Genomic DNA, 16,250 nt, shown 5'->3' with positions numbered 1-16,250 from the left:
CGTACCGTTATTAGTGGTGTACACCATCCTCCGAATCCCGGATTATTGATCTATTTGCGCAATGCAGCAAATTCCAGCAGGTGATAGTGGACGGCGCCGGCTTTGTCCTGCCGCAAAATCGTGAATCCTTCGGGCGCTTCGATGGGGTTTTCCGCTTCCACGTAGACCAGTCCGCGCTCGGTCAGGATGCCCGGCAGCAGCGGCCACAGGCGCGGCAGCCAACCCTGGCCGAAAGGCGGATCCAACAGGATGAGGTCGAACCGCGACGCATCCATTCTTTCGGTGACCTGCATGGCATCGCCCACGTGGATGCGTATCATGTCGGCTTTGAGTTTATCGCGCAGCGTCCGCAGGGCGGCCGCTGCGGTCCGATCGCGCTCGACCATCTGCACGTGCGCCACGCCGCGCGAGGCCGCCTCGAAGCCCAGCGCGCCGCTGCCGGCGAACAGGTCCAGCACCTGCTTGTCGGCGAATTCGCCGCCCCACAGGTGATTGAGCCAGTTGAACAGCGTTTCGCGCACCCGGTCGGGCGTGGGACGCAAGGTTTCCACGTCGGGCACGGCGATGGGGGTGCGCCGGTATTGGCCCCCTACGATACGAATATACTTGTTACCCATGTTCAGCCGCTTCTTCAAGAAAAAATCCCCTCCGCCCGCCGCGCCGGCCCAGCCCGCGCCGCCGCCGGAGGTTGCAGATCCCGTTCCCGCGCCGGCCGAGCCGGCCGCGCCCGCGCCATCGGCGCCGCAATCCGCGCCCGCGCCGGTCGCCCCGCCGGCTCCCGCGCCGGCCGTCGAACCGGCTGCCGCGCCCGAGGTCGAGCCGATCCCGGCGCCGCCCGCAGCGCCGGTCGAGCCGGTCGCCGCGGCGCCCGTGCCGGAACCCGCGCCGGTCGCCGCGCCCGCGCCCCAGCCTGACCCCGAGCCTGTCGCCGAGCCCGTGGCCGAGCCCGCGCCGGCCGCCGAAGCGCCCAAGAAGGCGTCCTGGCTGGCCCGGCTCAAGCAGGGCCTGTCGCGCACCGGCCAAAGCATTGGCGGCATTTTCGTCGGCGTCAAGGTCGACGAAAACCTGTTCGAGGAACTCGAATCGGCGCTCATTATGGCCGATGCGGGCCTGGAGGCCACCGAGAAGCTGCTGACCGCGCTGCGCGCGCGCGTCAAGAAAGAACGCATCGAGGACCCCGCCAAGGTCAAGGCGGCCCTGCGCCAGCTGCTGGCCGACCACCTGCGTCCGCTGGAGCGGGCGTTCGACCTCAAGCGCACCCAGCCGCTGGTCGTCATGATCGCCGGCGTCAACGGCGCGGGCAAGACCACTTCCATCGGCAAGCTGGCGCACACCTTCCAGCGCCAGGGCGCCAGCGTGCTGCTGGCGGCGGGCGACACCTTCCGCGCCGCCGCCCGCGAACAGCTGATCGAATGGGGCAGCCGCAACAACGTCACGGTGATTTCCCAGGACGGCGGCGATCCGGCGGCGGTGGCGTTCGACGCCGTCAACGCGGGCCGCGCGCGCGGCATGGGCGTGGTGATGGTGGATACCGCCGGCCGCCTGCCGACGCAGCTGCACCTGATGGAAGAGCTGAAGAAGATCCGCCGCGTGATCGGCAAGGCCGACGCCGCCGCGCCGCACGAGGTGCTGCTGGTGGTCGACGGCAATACCGGCCAGAACGCGCTGGCGCAGATCCGCGCCTTCGACGCGGCCATCAACCTGACGGGGCTGGTCGTGACCAAGCTGGACGGCACCGCCAAGGGCGGCACGCTGGCGGCGGTGGCCGCGGGCAGCCAGGGCGTGCGCCCGATTCCGGTGTACTGGATCGGCGTGGGCGAAGCCCTGGAAGACCTGCAGCCCTTCGTCGCGGACGAGTTCGCCGGCGCCTTGCTGGCGGAGTGATTCCGGCCCCGCGGCCCCGCTACTTCCAGAACGGCTTGCTGGCGGCCAGGTCGTCGAACGCGCGCTGCGCGTCCTCGGCCAGCTCCTGCAGCCGGGCGCTGATCCAGCCCAGCGCGAACCACGCCTGTGGATGGGTGGCGGTGCACGACTCGTAGTAGTCCTTGGCGACCGCCAGGTCGTTGATTTCCCCAAGAATGTCCTGGACCCGCGACAGCAGCTTGCGATAGCCGCGCAGCCTGGCCGCGGGCAGCAGCGATTCGGCGAAGGCCAGGCTGTAGCGCAGGCGCTTGCCGCGTTTGCGCAATTCGTGGCGGGCGGGAATGTCCAGCGCCGCGAACTGCGTGCCCTGGTCGGCCACCTTGCTGTGCCAGCGATGCAGGCGCCGCGCCAATTGCTTGCGCAGGCGCTGCGGATCGGGCTCGGGCGCGAGCATGGGGATGATGGTGGGGCGTACGCTGGGACCGGCCACGCCGCCTTCGAGGCGGATGGCGGGTTCGGGCGCGGCGTCGCTGGGCGTGCCGTTGGCGACGGGCTGCCCGTCCGAGGCGGGCGGCGCGGCCGGCACGTCCAGGCTCCATTCCAGCAGATCCAGCAGCCAGCCCTGGAAGGCCTTGCCGCCGGCGATGCTGCGCGCGTCCTGCTCGGGCGGCGCGGCTTCCATGGGGATCACCGGCATGCCCGCGCGCATCAGCGCCGGCGCCACGGTTTCGTTCAGCACGTCCTGGTCGCGGTTGGCGCCGAAGGCGCCGAAATGCGTGCGCACGCCTTCCAGCAGGGAGGCCGGGATCGGCGCGATCCAGCCGTCGAAAAGTTTCCATGCCGAACGCAGCCGGCGCACGCCCACGCGCAGCTGGTGCACGTGTTCGGAATTGCCGGCGCGGTAGACGTCCTCGGTGTCCACCTCGGCCAGGACCGAGGCGTTGCGCGCGATCTGGTCCAGGCATTCGGCGGCGATGCGGGCCATGGCCTGCGGGGCCGTCATGTCCTCGCGCAGCTTGACCGCGGCCGCGCCGCGCGGCGCCCAGAACTGGGCGATGGCCTGCGCGCGGCGTGTCTCCAGGTCATCGCCCGGGATGGCGTCGGCGTCGGCCAGCCGCTGCGCCAGCTGGGCCAGCGCGTCGCCGCGTTCGGACTTGCTGCGCGGGTCCAGCACCAGCGCGTGGCGCTGCTGCCAGCCGCGCGCGGCCGCGAAGATGGCCGCGGGGCGGCCCGAAACCAGTTCGAATTCCAGTTCGGAGATCGGCAGTTCCAGCGCGCCGGCGCGCAGGATGCCGGTGTCGTAGGCCAGCTCGACCGTGCCGTAGCGCGTGCGCACCTTGCGCAGCAGGCGCTGCACGTCGGTTTCGTAGCGCAGGCCCAGTTCGCCCTTGACCGCGACCAGCGCGGCCTCGACCTCTGTGCCCGCGTACACCGACAGGTCCAGCACCGGGCCGGGGCGCGGATGGTTGAGTTCGATCCGGGTGATGGCGTTGATGCCGGGCATCTTCAGGGTCTGGACCCAGTCGCGGCCTTCCTGGCGCAGCCGGATCGCGATGCGGGCCCGCGCGAGTTCGCGCTCGGGCGTGTCGAAATACATCGCATGCAGGCGGATGCGGGTCGCCTCGCGTTGCTTGATCTCTCGCAATACGGCCGGGCGGGACGCCGCGGGCACGTGCAGTTTCAGTTCCTGTTCCGACATGGCGGCGGCTGTCCAACGGCAAAAGCCGAGATCTTAATTAAACGGGGGCGTTGATTTGATGACCGGTCATATTTATTTCACACGGAGCATAGACGTGTTTGCGGCGCATCAACAACCGGCGCGAGCCGCAACCGGGAGGGCAAACGGCCGCGTAACGCGGACCCGGCAATTACCCAGTTTCAGTGATATGCAATGTTACGAATAGCTTTTCTAATTGTAATAAGCCGGCCGGACGACCCCGCGCGCGGCGCCGATCATCTCCGCGTCTTCCGGCTCCGCGCCCGGAGGCCGCGCTACAAATTAGAAGAGCCCCATGAACCGTACGTTTCGTATCGTTTTCAACCGCAGTGCAGGCGTGTGGCAGGTGGCGAGCGAACATGCCCGAGGGCGGGGCAAGGGCGGTGCGCGGCCCTTGCTGCTGGTTGCCGCGCTTGCCGTGGCGGCAGGCTTGCTGGCTGGCGAATCGCGAGCGGCGTGGATCCGCTTCGGTGATGTCTTCCCGAACGATCCGCTCGCCTGGAACGATCCCGCCGTCGCTCTGATCGTGGGCAATACCCGCGCCGGCACCTTGTCCATCACCGACGGCTCGGGCATGGAGAATGCACAGGGCGTCATCGGCAACGCACCCGGCAGCTTCGGCATGGTGACCGTTCAGGACCCGGGTTCTAACTGGCTGTTGCACGGCGGCCTGTCCATCGGTGCGGGCGGCGCCGGCACGCTGAGCCTCGTCAATGGCGGGTATGTCGAGGTAGGCGGCGGTACGGGAACCGTCATGCTGGCGCCCGTCGCGGGCGGGATGGGCACGATCAATATCGGCGGGCTGCTCGGCTTCGCGGCCGAGACCGGCGGCGCCCTGCTTGCGAACGAAATCCGCTTCGGCGGCGGCGACGCCACACTGAACTTCAATCACACCGAGACGCTCCACCCGTTTTCCGCGGGCCTGAAGAGCACCGGCTCGGGCGTCCACCGCTTGAACCAGATCGCGGGTACGACGGTCCTGACGGGCGCCAACGGCGGGTTCAATGGCAAGACCACGGTGTCGGGCGGCAAGCTGCTGGTGCTGGGATCGCTCGGCGGCTCGGCCGAAGTGACCGGCGGGACTTTGCAGTACGGCGACGGCGTGTCCGGCGCGGCAAGCCGCCTCAGCGGCGATCTGAAAGTGTCGGGGGCCGGCAGCACGCTGTCGGTGCAAGGCCCCGCGACGCTGGCGGTGGGCGGCGACATCGGCCTGGGCGACGGCGCCGTCCTGGACGTGATGGCCGGCGCAGGCGGCCCCGTCTTGTGGGCCGATTCCGTGACCCTGGGCCAGGGCGTGGCGTTCAAGCTCAGCGGCATCGCCGACGAGAGCCAGCTCAATGCGCTGCTGATCGACACTGCCAGCGGCATCAGCGGCGATTTCGCCACGGTGAATGTAGGTGGGTTTTCGGGGCCGGTGGATTATCTCACCGTCAATACCGGCAAGTCGGCGGACAATCGGCAGTACCGCGCCACCTACGACCTGAGCTGGACGGCCGGCAACAACCTGGCCCACGGCACGTTCACGCTGGAGAATGCGCAGGATTTCTTCGCCCTGGGCCTGGGGCTTTCCGACCAGGCGTCCAATCCTGCCAAGGGCTGGAACGGCAGGACGCTGACCAAGGCGGGCGAAGGCACGCTGACCCTGGACGGCAACAACAGCTATACCGGCGGCACCGTGCTCGCGGGGGGCATGCTGCAGGTCAGCCGCGACGCGAACCTGGGCGACGCCAACGGCAAGGTGGTGTTCGACGGCGGCGCGCTGCGGGCGCTGGAGTCCTTTACGAGTTCGCGCGCCATCACGTTGCTGCAGACCGGCAGTGTCGACGTGGAGCAAAGCCGGACGCTGGACCTGACCGGCGAGATATCGGGCGGCGGCGACCTCGTCAAGACCGGCCGGGGCATGCTGAGCCTGAGCAATCCCGGCAACACCTATGGCAATACCTGGATCAAGTCGGGCGCGCTGCTCGGCAACGCGAGTTCGATCCGCGGCAACGTCGACAATGGCGGCATCCTGGTGTTCGAGCAGGTCGCCGACGGGGTTTTCGGCGGTTCCATCACCGGATTCGGAACAATGGTCAAGACCGGCGCCGGCACGCTGAGCCTGACCGGCAACCACGCCGCGTATGCCGGCAGCACCGTGGCGTCGGAGGGCCGGCTGCTGGTGCTGGGGGCGCTGGGCGGCTCGGCCGTAGTCAACGGCGGCGTATTGCAGTTCGGCAATGGCGCGAGCGGCGCGGCCAGCAAGCTGACCGGCAATTTGCCGGTCTACAGCGGCTCGCTGTCGGTGCAGGGCCCCGCGACCCTGACGGTGGACGGCGACATCGGCATGGCCGATCGCACTACCCTGGATATCGGGGCGGGCGCGGGCGGACCCGCCATCACGGCCGGCAGCGTCACGCTGGGCGCGGACGTGGCGCTTGCCATCAACGGCATCGACGGCGCGGGGCCGGCCGAGCAAGTGCTGATCGACACCCGCTCGGGCATCAGTGGCGACTTCGGCCGGGTGAGCGTGGGCGGCAACGGCGGCGGCGTGGATTATCTGGGCGTCAATGCCGGCAAGTCCGAGGACGGCCGGCGTTATCTGGCGTCTTACGGCCTGAGATGGATGGCCAACAATAGTCTGGCGCACGGTACGTTCACGCTGAGCGGCGCGGCCGACAGGTTCGAGGTGAACGCGGCGCTGGCCGACCAGGCGGCCAACGCCGCCTTGGGCTGGAACGGCAGGACGCTGACCAAGCGCGGCGCCGGCACGCTGGTGCTGAGCGGCGACAACCGCTACACCGGCGGCACGGTGCTGGACGGCGGCACGGTGCAGGTGGACCGCGATGCGAATCTGGGCGCGCCAATGGGCGGGCTGACATTCAATGGCGGCACCCTGGCGGCCACGGGTTCCTTCGACACCTCGCGCGCCGTCCTGATGGATACTGGCGGCAGCATCGACGTGGCGGCCGGCTCCACACTGGGGCTGGACGGTCCGCTGCTGGGCGCCGGCCCGTTTTTCAAGAACGGCGCCGGCACCCTGGCCCTGCGCGGCGTCAACAGCTACGCCGGCTTGCTGGTGCTTACCGGTGGCACGCTGCGAATCGATCCGGACGCCAACCTCGGCACGGGAGCCGGCTCCCTGCTGCTCGGCGGCGGCGCGCTGGCGACCACGTCGACCTTCGACATCTCGCGCAGGGTCGTCCTCGATGCGACAGCGATGGCGGGCTTCGATGTGGCTGGCGGTACGACGCTGGGCCTGAACGGCCAGATCTCGGGCGCAGGTATGCTGGTCAAGGCCGGCGCCGGCACGCTGGCGCTGCGCGGCGACAATTACTATGGCGGCGGCACGACGATTCTGGACGGCGTCCTGCAAGTCGATCACGACCGGAATCTGGGCTATCCGTCCGGCGCACTGAAACTCGACGGCGGCGCGCTGGCCGCGACGGGCAGGTTCGACACCTCGCGCGCCGTCACGCTGGCCCAGGCAGGGCGTTTCGACGTGGCCGCGGGCGTCACGCTGGGGCTGGGCGGCATCGTTTCGGGCAGCGGCGATCTGATCAAGTCCGGCGCCGGCACGCTGCGCCTGAGCCATACCGGCAACGCCTACGGCAATACCTCGATCCTGGCGGGCACGCTGGCGGGCAATGCGAATTCGATCTCGGGCAATGTCGACAACGCCGGCACGCTGGAATTCGAACAGAGTCCGAGCGCCATCTTCGGCGGCGCCATATCCGGCGCCGGCAGGGTGGTCAAGAGCGGCTGGGGCACGCTGGAGCTGACGGGAACCAATACCTTCGGCGGCGGCATGACGGTCACAGACGGCACGCTGCGGGTCACGCGCGACGCCAATCTGGGTGCGGCGGCCGGCGGCCTGACCCTGGACCGCGGCACGCTGGCGACCGCCGGCGCCTTCGACACCTCGCGCACGGTCCGGCTGGAGCAATTCGGCATCATCGACGTCCAGGGCGGCACGACGCTGGGCCTGAACGGCAGGGTGTCGGGCAACGGCGTGCTGCTCAAGCAAGGCGGCGGCACGCTGGCCTTGAGCGGCGCCAACGACTACGGCGGCACCTATATCGACAACGGCGTCCTGCGCATCGGCCGCGACGCCAACCTGGGCTCGGGCGAGCTGGTGTTCTTCGGCGGAGCGCTGGCGACCACGGCCACGTTCGATATGTCGCGCGCTGTCATCCTGATGCAGACGGCCGGCATCGACGTGGCCGCGGATACCGCGCTGGGCCTGAGTGGCACAGTGTCATACGAGGGCGGGCTGGTCAAGAACGGCGCGGGCACGCTGGTGCTTGCCGGCAGCAACAGTTACGAGGGCGGCACGACGCTGGCCGGCGGCACGCTGCAGGTCGCGCGCGACGCGAACCTGGGCGACGCCATTGGCGGCCTGAGCTTCGACGGCGGCACGCTGGCCACCACCGGCACGTTCGACACCGCACGCGGCGTGACGCTGGCGCAGGCCGGGCGTTTCGACGTGGCCGCGGCCACGGCGCTGGGCCTGAACGGCACGGTGTCCGGAAGCGGCGCCTTCATCAAGGACGGGGCCGGCACGCTCGCGCTTGCCGGCAGCAACACGTATGGCGGCGGCACGCGCATCGAGGGCGGGGTCTTGCAGGTCTCGCGCGACACCAACCTGGGCGATGCGGCGGGCGGCTTGAGTTTCAACGACGGTACGCTCGCGACGACGGGAACGTTCTCCACGTCGCGCGCGGTGGCGCTGGCGCAGTCGGGCCGCTTCGACGTGGCGACCGGCACCACGCTGGGCCTGAACGGCGCGGTGTCCGGAACCGGCGCCTTCGTCAAGGACGGGGGCGGCACGCTGGCGCTTGCCGGCGGCAACACGTATGGCGGCGGCACGCGCATCGACGGCGGCGTCCTGCGGATCGAACGCGACGCCAACCTGGGCGATATCGCGGGGGGCGTGGCGTTCGGCGGCGGTACGCTGGCCACGGCTGGCAGCTTCGATACGTCGCGCACGTTTACGCTGGCGCAGGCGGGGCGTTTCGACGTGGCGGCCGGCACTTCCCTGGGCCTGACCGGCGGTATTACGGGCAGCGGCGATCTGGTCAAGGCGGGCGCGGGCGCGCTGCGCCTGAGCAATGCCGGCAACGCCTATGGCAACACCTGGATTCAGTCGGGCACGCTGATCGGCGATGCGAATTCGATCTCGGGCAACGTCGACAATGCCGGCGCGCTCGTGTTCGAGCAGTCGGCCGATGGCGTCTTCAACGGCTCCATCTCGGGGACCGGCGACCTGTTCAAGCGCGGCGCGGGCACGCTGGATCTGAGCGGCAATCATGCCGGCTTCGCGGGCAAGGCCACGGTTTCGGAAGGCCGGCTGGTGGTGCAGGGCGTGCTGGGCGGATTGGCGGAAGTGGCTGGCGGCGTCCTGCAATACGGCAACGGCGTGGCGGGCGCGGCCAACCGCCTGGCCGGTAATCTGAAGGTGGCTGGCGGCGGCCTGTCGGTGCAAGGCCCGGCGACGCTGGACGTGGCGGGCGAGGTCGCCATGGGCGACGGGACCGCGCTGGATATCGGGGTTGGCGCGGCCGCGCCGTCGCTGACGGCCGGCAGCGTCACGCTGGGCACGGGCGTGGCGTTCAACTTGAGCGGCATCTCGGACGCCAGCCAGCTCGACCGCGTGCTGATCGGTACCCTGGGCGGCATCAACGGCGACTTCGCGTCGGTCAGCGTGGGCGGGTTCGCCGGCGCGGTCGATTACCTGTCCGTCAACACGCGCAAGGCGGCCGGCGGGCTGCAATACCTTGCCAGCTACGGACTGTCGTGGACGAGCGGCAACAACCTGGCGCACGGCAACTTTACGCTGGCCGGTGCTGCCGAGCATTTCACGATAGGGGCGGCGCTGGCCGACCAGGCCGCGAATGCCGCCACCGGCTGGGACGGCAAGACGCTGACCAAGGCCGGCGCGGGCACGCTGGTGCTGAGCGGCGAGAACCGCTACACCGGCGGCACTCAGCTCGCCGGGGGCACTTTGCAGATCGACCGCGATGCGAACCTGGGCGCGGCCGCGGGCGGCCTGAACTTCAGCGGCGGCACGCTGGCGACGACCGGCTCGTTCGACACGGCGCGCAGTGTGACGCTGGCCCAGGCCGGCCGCTTCGACGTCGCCGCCGGCACTGCGCTGGGCCTGGACGGCACGGTGGCGGGCAGCGGCGCGCTCGTCAAGCAGGGCGCGGGCACGCTGGTCCTGCGCGGCAGCAACCGCCATGGCGGCGGCACGGCCATAGAGCAAGGGACGGTGCAAATCGGCCGCGACGCGAACCTGGGCGCGGCCGCGGGCGGCCTGACCTTCAACGGCGGCGCGCTGGCCACCACCGGCACGTTCGACATCGCACGCAGCGTGACGCTGGCGCAGGCCGGGCGCTTCGACGTGGCCGCGGCCACGACGCTGGGCCTGAACGGCACGGTGTCCGGGACCGGCGCCTTCGTCAAGGAAGGGGCCGGCACGCTGGTGCTTGCCGGCAGCAACACGTATGGCGGCGGCACGCGCCTCGAAGGCGGCATCTTGCAGGTCGCGCGCGACGCGAACCTGGGCGACGCGGCGGGCGGCTTGAGTTTCAACGGCGGCACGCTCGCGACGACGGGAACGTTCTCCACGTTGCGCGCGGTGGCGCTGGCACAATCGGGCCGCTTCGACGTGGTGGCCGGCACCGCGCTGGACTTGAACGGCGCGGTGTCCGGAACCGGCGCCTTCGTCAAGGACGGGGGCGGCACGCTGGCGCTTGCCGGCGGCAACACGTATGGCGGCGGCACGCGCATCGACGGCGGCGTCCTGCGGATCGAACGCGACGCCAACCTGGGCGATATCGCGGGGGGCGTGGCGTTCGGCGGCGGTACGCTGGCCACGGCTGGCAGCTTCGATACGTCGCGCACGTTTACGCTGGCGCAGGCGGGGCGTTTCGACGTGGCGGCCGGCACTTCCCTGGGCCTGACCGGCGGTATTACGGGCAGCGGCGATCTGGTCAAGGCGGGCGCGGGCGCGCTGCGCCTGAGCAATGCCGGCAACGCCTATGGCAACACCTGGATTCAGTCGGGCACGCTGATCGGCGATGCGAATTCGATCTCGGGCAACGTCGACAATGCCGGCGCGCTCGTGTTCGAGCAGTCGGTCGACGGCCTCTTCGGCGGCTCCATCGCCGGCACCGGCGACCTGTTCAAGCGCGGCGCGGGCACGCTGGACCTGGGCGGCAATCATGCCGGCTTCGCGGGCAAGACTACGGTCGATCAAGGCCGGCTGGTGGTGCAGGGCGTGCTGGGCGGATTGGCGGAAGTGGCCGGCGGCGTCCTGCAGTACGGCAACGGCGTGGCGGGCGCGGCCAACCGCCTGGCCGGCAATCTGAAGGTGGCTGGCGGCGGCCTGTCGGTGCAAGGCCCGGCGACGCTGGACGTGGCGGGCGAGGTCGCCATGGGCGACGGGACCGCGCTGGATATCGGGGTTGGCGCGGCCGCGCCGTCGCTGACGGCCGGCAGTGTCACGCTGGGCGTGGGCGTGGCGTTCAACCTGAGCGGCATCTCGGACGCCAGCCAGCTCGACCAGGTGCTGATCGATACGCTTGGCGGCATCAGGGGCGACTTCGCATCGGTCAGCGTGGGCGGATTCGCCGGCGCGGTGGACTATTTGTCCGTCAAGACCCGCAAGTCGGCCGATGGCCGGCAATACCTTGCCAGCCACAGCCTGGCATGGAGCGCCGGCAACAATCTGGCGCATGGTACGTTCACGCTGGCCAACGCCGGCGACCGTTTCGTCGTCGCGACCGCGCTGGCCGACCAGGCACCCAACGCCGCCACCGGCTGGAACGGCAAGACGCTGACCAAGGCCGGCGCGGGCACGCTGGTGCTGAGCGGCGAGAACCGCTATACCGGCGGCACGAATATCGCCGGAGGCACCCTGCAGATCGACCGCGACGCGAACCTGGGCGCGGCGGCCGGCGCGCTGAGATTCAGCGGCGGCACGCTGGCGACGATGGGCTCGTTCGACATCGCGCGTTCGATCACGCTGGCCCAGGCCGGCCGCTTCGAGGTGGCCGGCGGCACCGAACTGGGACTGACCGGCGAGGTGACGGGCGCCGGCGATCTGGTCAAGTCCGGCGCGGGCATCCTGCGGCTGGACAACGCCGGCAACGCCTATCGCAATACGCACATCCTGGCGGGCACGCTGGTCGGCAATGCGGCCACCATCCGCGGCGACATCGACAACGCCGGGACGCTGGTGTTCGAGCAGGCGGCCGACGCGTCCTATGGCGGCGCGATGTCGGGGACCGGCTCGTTCGTCAAGAACGGCGCGGGCACGCTGGGCCTGACCGGCGACAGTTCTGGCTACCGCGGAACCACCACGGTCAACGGCGGCCGGCTGGCCATGCAGGGCCGGCTGGGCGGTTCGATCAGCATCGGCGCGGGCGGGGTGCTGGGCGGCAACGGCACCGTCGGTTCCGGCGCGGGGTCGACCATTACGGTGGCCGCCGGCGGCGTGCTGTCGCCGGGCAACTCCATCGGCGCCCTGACCATAGACGGCGATCTGGCGGTGCAGCGCGGCGCGCGCTTCGCCGTCGAAACCAACCCCGCGGGGCCCGAGGCCGACCTCGTGCACGTCACCGGCAACGCCGCGCTGGACGGCGGATCGGTGGCCCATATCGGCGCCAACGGCAATTACGGGCTGCGCTCGCGCTATACCATCCTGTCGGCGGACGGCGCGCTTTCCGGCCAGTTCGACGCGGTCACCTCCGATTTCGCTTTCCTCACGCCCAGTCTGGCCTATGACTACGACGCGCGCCGCGTGTCGCTGGAACTGGCGCGCAACGATACGCCCATGATCTCGGCCGCGGCCACGCGCAACCAGCGCGCCGCCGCCGGCGCCATCGACAGCATCGGCATGGCCGGCGGCCATCGCGTCTACGACGCGGTGGCCCAGTTGCCCGACGACGCGCCGCTGCTGCGCGGCGCCTTCGACCAGTTGTCCGGCGAGATCCATGCCTCGGCCAGGACGGTGCTGCTGCAGGACAGCCGCTACGTGCGCGACGCGGTGGCCGAGCGCCTGCGCGCGGCGGCCGGCGGCGTGGGCGCCGTGTCCGCGCCGGTGCTGGCCTCGGCCGGAGACGGCGCGCGCCTGGCGCCGGCCGATGCGCGCGGGCCGGCGACCTGGTTGCAGGCCACGGGGTCGTGGAGCCATATCGACGGCGACGGCAACGCGGCCCGCGCCAAGAGTTCCAGCGGCGGCTTCGTGATGGGCGTGGATACGCCGGTGTCGGAGGCCTGGCGCCTGGGCCTGATGGCCGGCTACAGCCGCACCGACTTCGACGTGCAGCAGCGTTCGTCCTCGGGCGACAGCGACAACTACCACCTGGGCGCCTATGGCGGCGGACAGTGGGGCAAGCTGGGCCTGCGCGGCGGACTTGCCTACAGCTGGCACGACATCACGACCCGTCGATCGGTTTCCATGTCCGGCATGTCCGAGCGCCTCAAGGCCGATTACGACGGCCGCACGGCCCAGGTCTACGCCGACCTGAGCTACCGCATCGATACGCCGGCCGCGGCGATCGAGCCTTTCGCCAACGCGGCCTACGTCAACCTCAAGACGGACGGCTATCGCGAAAGCGGCGGCGCGGCCGCGCTGCGCGGCAAGAGCCAGACCAACGAAACCACCTACACCACGCTGGGCGCGCGCGCCTCCACCGATTTCGAGCTGGGCGGCGCGCAGGCCGCGGCGCGCGGTTCGCTGGGCTGGCGCCACGCCTTCGGCGACGTGAAGCCGGTGGCCGTCCAGGCGTTCTCGGCCGGCGAGTCGTTCACCGTGGCGGGCGTGCCCATCGCGAAGAACAGCGCGGTGGTCGAGGCCGGGCTGGAAGTGCGGATCAACCGCAGGGCGTCGTTCGGCCTGTCATACCAGGGGCAGCTTGCCGGTTCGGCGCAGGACCACGGGGTGAGGGCGGGGTTGAATATCCGGTTCTGATGGGGAGATGGGGCGTAATGCATCGGGCGGCGGGAGCCGGTTGTTTTGGTTCTTGCCACGAAAAACGGCGGCTGGCGCCGCCTGATGGGTTTCGCGCGTTTGAGATATGAGTTCTTGCTCAAGGACTCTCGCGCTGCACCCATCCTACGTCCCATGCGGGCCGCAAGATCGCCCTCCAAAAAAAACCGCCCGTTGCCGGGCGGCGCAAAGGAACACGGTACGGCGCAGGCGCGGTCAGAGTATGCGTTTGCGGGCCTGGGTGATGATGATCTCGGCCAGCACCACGACGCCGAAGATGGCGGCCAAGACCAGCGATACGCGGTCCCACTGGAAGAGGTTCAGCGCGGTGTCCAGGGCCATGCCGATGCCGCCGGCGCCGACCAGGCCGAGCACGGCGGATTCGCGCACGTTGATGTCCCAGCGCAGCAGCACGATGGACCAGAACGCGGGGCGGATCTGCGGCCAGTAGGCGTACCAGATCACCGAGGCCTTGCTGGCGCCGGTGGCGGCGACGGCTTCGATGGGGCCGCGCTGCGCCTCTTCGATGGCCTCGCCCACCAGCTTGCCGACGAAGCCGATGGAGCGGAACGCGATGGCCAGCGTGCCGGCCAGGGCGCCCGGCCCGAAGATGGCGATGAACAGCAGCGCCCACACCAGCGAGTTGACCGAGCGGCTGGACACCAGGATCAGCCGGGCCAGCATGTTGACGGTCTTGCTGGGCGTGAGGTTGTTGGCCGCCAGCAGGCCCACCGGCACCGCCATCACCACCGACAGGATGGTGCCGAGGGTGGCGATGTGCAGGGTTTCGATCAGCGCGGCGTGCACGCCTTCCGGGTAGTAGGCCCAGTCGATCGGCCACATGCGGCGGAACAGATCGGCCATCTGCTCGGGCGCGTCATACAGGAACTCCGGAATGATCTCCACGCCGCGAATGGCCTGCACGATGGCGGCGACCACCAGCAGGTACAGCGCGAAGCGCAGCAGGCGCTGGCCCATGCTGTAGCGCTGCCAGACGCGCGGGGCGCCGGCCGGGTTCAGGGTGGAAGCGGTGGCGTTCATTCTTCCACCTCCGCCTTGCGCGCGACCGGGGCGCGGGTCGAGCCCACGCCGCGGGCGCCGGCCATGCGGCCCTGCAGGATGCGCTCGAAGCCCAGATTGTCCAGGAACACGGCGCGCACGAAGCCGGCCAGGATTTCACCCAGCATGATGATGGCGATCAGGGTCAGCAGGATGGCGCTGACGAAGTCGTAGTCGAAGCGCTGGAACGCCGAGAACAGCGTGCCGCCCACGCCGCCCGCGCCCACGATCCCCACCATGGTGGAGTTGCGCAGGTTGGAGTCGAACTGGTAGGTGGCGAAGCCGATGAAGCGCGCGAACACCTGCGGCAGCACGCCGAAGATGATGACGTTGGCGAACGAGGCGCCCGAGGCCCTGACGGCTTCCACCTGCTTGAGCGAGATCTCCTCGATGGCCTCGGTGAAGAGCTTGCCGATGAAGCCGATGGACGCCACCGTCAGCGCCAGGATGCCGGCCAGCGCGCCGAAGCCCACCGCCTTGACGAACAGAATGGCGACGATGACCGGGTGCAGGGCGCGGCACAGCGCCACGACGGCGCGCGCCGGCCACGAGACCCAGGCCGGCATCATGTTGCGCGCGCCCAGCAGGCCGATGGGCAGCGCGATCAGCACGCCCAGCATGGAGGCCAGCACCGCGATCTCCAGGCTTTCCGCGATGCCTTTCCACAAGGTGTCCGGCTTTTCGAAATTGGGCGGAAACATGCGCGAAAGAAAAGTGGACGCGTGTCCCATGCCGCTTTCGAAGCGCGCCCAGCTGAAATCCAGCTGCGCGCCGGCGTAGATTGTGTAGGCCAGCAGCAACAGCACGCCGGCCTTGGCGCGCCCGGACATGGCGAACGGCCGGGTGCGGCCGCCGGGGGGAATCATTCCAGCCAAGACTCGCCTCCGTAAATCGTCTTGAGCATGGCGGCGTCCAGGCCCTGCCCGTCGCCGTCGTAGACCACGTGCCCGCCGGACATGCCGACGATGCGGCTGGCGTAGCGGCGCGCCAGATCCACGTCATGGATGTTCACGATCACCGGTATGCCGGTGGCGCTGCCCTGCGCCGACAGCAGTTCCATGATCTCGACCGAGGTCTTGGGGTCCAGCGACGAAGTGGGCTCGTCGGCCAGCAGCAGCTGCGGGCGCTGCATCAGCGCGCGGGCGATGCCCACGCGCTGGCGCTGGCCGCCCGACAGCGCGTCGGCGCGCTGGTCGGCATATCCCGCCAGGCCGACGGTGTCGAGCAGCTTGTAGGCATGCTCGATGTCCTCGGCCTCGAAGCGCCGCATCCAGGCCTTGACGGCCGAGGTATAGCCCAGCCGTCCGGTCAGCAGGTTTTCCATCACGGTCAGGCGTTCGACCAGGTTGTATTCCTGGAACACCATGCCGATGCGGCGGCGCGCGCGGCGCAGCGACGCGCCGCGCACCCGCGCCAGGTCCACCGAACCGTCTTGCGACTGCAGCACGATCTCGCCGCGGGTGGGTTCTATCAGCCGGTTGATGCAGCGCAGCAGCGTGCTCTTGCCGGTGCCCGAGGGGCCGATGATGGCGGTCAGCCCCTGTCCCGCGATCTGCAGGTCGATGCCATTGAGTACAGGCTGGCCGGCCCGGTATTCCTTCACCAGGCCGGAAATGCGTAGCGACGTCGTCATAC

7 protein-coding genes are annotated in these 16,250 nt (G+C 69.9%); 2 read left to right on the top strand and 5 right to left on the bottom strand.

Going from position 1 to position 16,250, the window contains the following annotated elements; translation table 11 throughout:
- Nucleotides 1–50 precede the first annotated feature (50 nt).
- Entirely contained in the window at nucleotides 51–617 is a 567-nt protein-coding gene (rsmD, locus tag A6B37_RS11680) for a 16S rRNA (guanine(966)-N(2))-methyltransferase RsmD (RefSeq protein WP_111825831.1), read from the bottom strand.
- Here rsmD and ftsY point away from each other — a divergent pair.
- Nucleotides 616–1,884 (top strand): signal recognition particle-docking protein FtsY, encoded by a 1,269-nt coding sequence (gene ftsY / locus A6B37_RS11675; RefSeq protein WP_168202180.1) that lies wholly within the window; start codon nucleotides 616–618, stop codon nucleotides 1,882–1,884. The two genes, rsmD and ftsY, sit on opposite strands and share 2 nt — an antisense overlap.
- A gap of 19 nt (nucleotides 1,885–1,903) precedes the next feature.
- Here ftsY and A6B37_RS11670 read toward each other — a convergent pair whose 3' ends face one another.
- Nucleotides 1,904–3,562, bottom strand: coding sequence for a CYTH and CHAD domain-containing protein (locus tag A6B37_RS11670; RefSeq protein WP_102773964.1), 1,659 nt, complete (start codon nucleotides 3,560–3,562; stop codon nucleotides 1,904–1,906).
- A gap of 313 nt (nucleotides 3,563–3,875) precedes the next feature.
- Here A6B37_RS11670 and A6B37_RS11665 point away from each other — a divergent pair, with 313 nt between their 5' ends.
- Nucleotides 3,876–13,538, top strand: a complete 9,663-nt coding sequence (locus tag A6B37_RS11665) for an autotransporter-associated beta strand repeat-containing protein (protein WP_111825830.1) — start codon at nucleotides 3,876–3,878, stop codon at nucleotides 13,536–13,538.
- Between the two features lie 234 nt (nucleotides 13,539–13,772).
- Here the strand turns inward: A6B37_RS11665 and phnE (A6B37_RS11660) are convergent, their stop codons facing one another.
- The 3 genes from phnE (A6B37_RS11660) to phnC are packed head-to-tail and all read right to left on the bottom strand — an operon-like array spanning nucleotide 13,773 to nucleotide 16,248.
- Entirely contained in the window at nucleotides 13,773–14,597 is an 825-nt protein-coding gene (gene phnE, locus A6B37_RS11660) for a phosphonate ABC transporter, permease protein PhnE (protein WP_111825829.1), read from the bottom strand.
- Nucleotides 14,594–15,481: a phosphonate ABC transporter, permease protein PhnE gene (gene phnE / locus A6B37_RS11655; protein ID WP_102773963.1), complete on the bottom strand. Its 888-nt coding sequence runs from the start codon at nucleotides 15,479–15,481 to the stop codon at nucleotides 14,594–14,596. The genes phnE (A6B37_RS11660) and phnE (A6B37_RS11655) overlap by 4 nt, the downstream gene beginning before the upstream one ends.
- Nucleotides 15,478–16,248 carry a phosphonate ABC transporter ATP-binding protein gene (phnC, locus tag A6B37_RS11650; protein ID WP_102773962.1) on the bottom strand — a complete coding sequence of 257 codons (771 nt, stop codon included), beginning with the start codon at nucleotides 16,246–16,248 and terminating at the stop codon, nucleotides 15,478–15,480. Before phnC ends, phnE (A6B37_RS11655) begins: the two co-directional genes overlap by 4 nt.
- Between the last annotated feature and the right edge of the window lie 2 nt (nucleotides 16,249–16,250).

It is taken from the genome of Achromobacter sp. HZ01, assembly GCF_003267925.1.
Taxonomy (GTDB): Bacteria; Pseudomonadota; Gammaproteobacteria; order Burkholderiales; family Burkholderiaceae_B; genus Achromobacter; species Achromobacter pulmonis_A.
The sequence above is the reverse complement of the archived record's forward strand: the minus strand, read 5'-3'. Positions and strand labels throughout refer to the sequence as shown.

Excerpts from the sequence above, each read along its gene's own strand:
- rsmD (WP_111825831.1), bottom strand. The coding sequence starts at position 617 with ATGGGTAACAAGTATATTCGTATCGTAGGGGGCCAATACCGGCGCACC.
- ftsY (WP_168202180.1), top strand. The coding sequence starts at position 616 with ATGTTCAGCCGCTTCTTCAAGAAAAAATCCCCTCCGCCCGCCGCGCCG.
- phnC (WP_102773962.1), bottom strand. The coding sequence starts at position 16,248 with ATGACGACGTCGCTACGCATTTCCGGCCTGGTGAAGGAATACCGGGCC.
- A6B37_RS11665 (WP_111825830.1), top strand. The coding sequence starts at position 3,876 with ATGAACCGTACGTTTCGTATCGTTTTCAACCGCAGTGCAGGCGTGTGG.
- A6B37_RS11670 (WP_102773964.1), bottom strand. The coding sequence starts at position 3,562 with ATGTCGGAACAGGAACTGAAACTGCACGTGCCCGCGGCGTCCCGCCCG.
- phnE (WP_111825829.1), bottom strand. The coding sequence starts at position 14,597 with ATGAACGCCACCGCTTCCACCCTGAACCCGGCCGGCGCCCCGCGCGTC.
- phnE (WP_102773963.1), bottom strand. The coding sequence starts at position 15,481 with ATGATTCCCCCCGGCGGCCGCACCCGGCCGTTCGCCATGTCCGGGCGC.